We start from the raw sequence: 1,641 nt of genomic DNA, 5'->3' as shown, positions 1-1,641 counted from the left end.
CGGTACGTGTCAAGGTACCTGTCGCCTTGGTCCTACAGTTGTTAGCCCGTTGCGCCCTTAATTTCAGGACGCTCCGGGTTTAAATACACCGCATCTTCCAGCTTCCAGTTGCGTATTCGAGTGCTCCAGCGGCTCGGATTAGCTTCCCTGGCATCCTCATAAAGCACTGTTCTAGCTTGTAATAGATCCGTTGCCTTGCCTTCGTGCCGCTCGTTTGGCGTCACGTATTTCAGGGCGCTGTGGCGGTGATCTTCGTTGTACCACTCGATAAATTTCTGCACCCAAAGCCTTGCCTCAGTGACCGTATCAAATGGTTGATCCGGCCAGAGTGGGCAGTATTTTGCGGTACGGAAAAGTGCTTCGGCGTAAGCGTTGTCATTGCTCACCCTTGGCCGGCTAAAGGACGGTTCGACGCCCAGGGCAATCATGCTTTCGCGTAACAAGGAGCCTCTCATGACGTGACCATTATCCGAGTGCAGCACCAACGGACGGCCCGCCGTCTGTTCACGCAAGCATCCCTTTCTAAGCAGCTCACACGCGTGTTCGGCACATTCCACCTCATGCACTTCATTGGCCACCAGCTTGCGGCTGTAGACATCCTTGACCATGTACCAGTAGAAAAAACGACCTCTGACAGTGCTGGGCAGCCAGGTGATATCCCAACACCACACCTGATTGGGAGCATCGGCGCGATGCGTCGTCAGTACCTTGCGTTTCGGGGCTTTGGTTCGGCCGCGACGCACGTTTTGATTGGCGGCTTTTAACACCCGGTAAAACGTCGACTCCGAAGCCAGGTAGATACCTTCATCGGCCAGTTTGGGGACGATTTGGTGTGGGGTGAGGCTGGCGTAGCCAGCCTGATTGGCAGCATCAAGCACCGCTTGGCGCTCTGCCTCACTGAGCTTGTTCGACGGTGCGGCTCGCTGAGCCAGCAGGCGCCCGTCGCAGTCGGCGTGTCGCCAACGTTGTACTGTGCGCAGGCTCAGCCCCAGCTCATTACAGGCTCGATATCGACGAGCCCCATTTAACACCGCTTCAGCAATCAACTTCAGGGCTTGCGTACGATCAGAGGCGCTGATCAGTCTTCCTTGTCCTTGCCCCAGATCGCATTGGCTTTTTTTCTGAGTTCCAGCAAAGCCACCGCCTCCGCACGTCCAGCATCGGATTGGATCAACTGACGCTCCAGATCCTTGATCCGCCGCTGCTCGGCAGTTTTCTCTGCGCTGGGTTTCAAATCAGCAAGGGTATTGGCGTTTTGGCACGCCTCGCGCCACTGCTGGATTTGCTCAGGATAAATGCCCTTGATTCGGCAATATTGAGCAATCTCCACTTCGCTTAACGGCGCGGTTTCCATGACAGCATTGAATTTATCGGCGCTGGACCATTGATCACTGGTCTTGCCGTTTCCCGGCACGATCAAACCTTTATCTCTAGCCATTTGTCTCCAGTTTCGCAGTGACTGCGGCGTGAGATTGAGCGCAATGGCGAGTTCCGCCACTGAGCGATTGAGGGGCGGCATCATTTGCAGGACGACCCAATCTTTGAAGTCGTCGTCATAGCGCTTGGACATTGCTAAACACCTTCGCCCTCTTGAATGAATGAGTCAATCAACAAGGGCGACAGGTAGCCTGACACGGAGGG

The 1,641-nt window shown here is 55.1% G+C and carries 1 protein-coding gene; it reads right to left on the bottom strand.

What is annotated here, in order from left to right; genetic code table 11:
* Nucleotides 1-41: 41 nt before the first annotated feature.
* Nucleotides 42-1,570 (bottom strand): IS3 family transposase gene (locus ACIO0C_RS31275; RefSeq protein WP_401318364.1). Its coding sequence is split into 2 segments (ribosomal slippage): nucleotides 42-1,129 and nucleotides 1,129-1,570, totalling 1,530 coding nucleotides; the frame shifts between segments, so codons are not numbered across the junction.
* Nucleotides 1,571-1,641: the final 71 nt, after the last annotated feature.

The sequence above is a fragment of the Pseudomonas sp. NPDC087336 genome (genome assembly GCF_044744285.1).
In the GTDB taxonomy this organism is placed as follows: Bacteria; Pseudomonadota; Gammaproteobacteria; order Pseudomonadales; family Pseudomonadaceae; genus Aquipseudomonas.
This window is presented reverse-complemented; position numbering and strand designations above follow the sequence as displayed.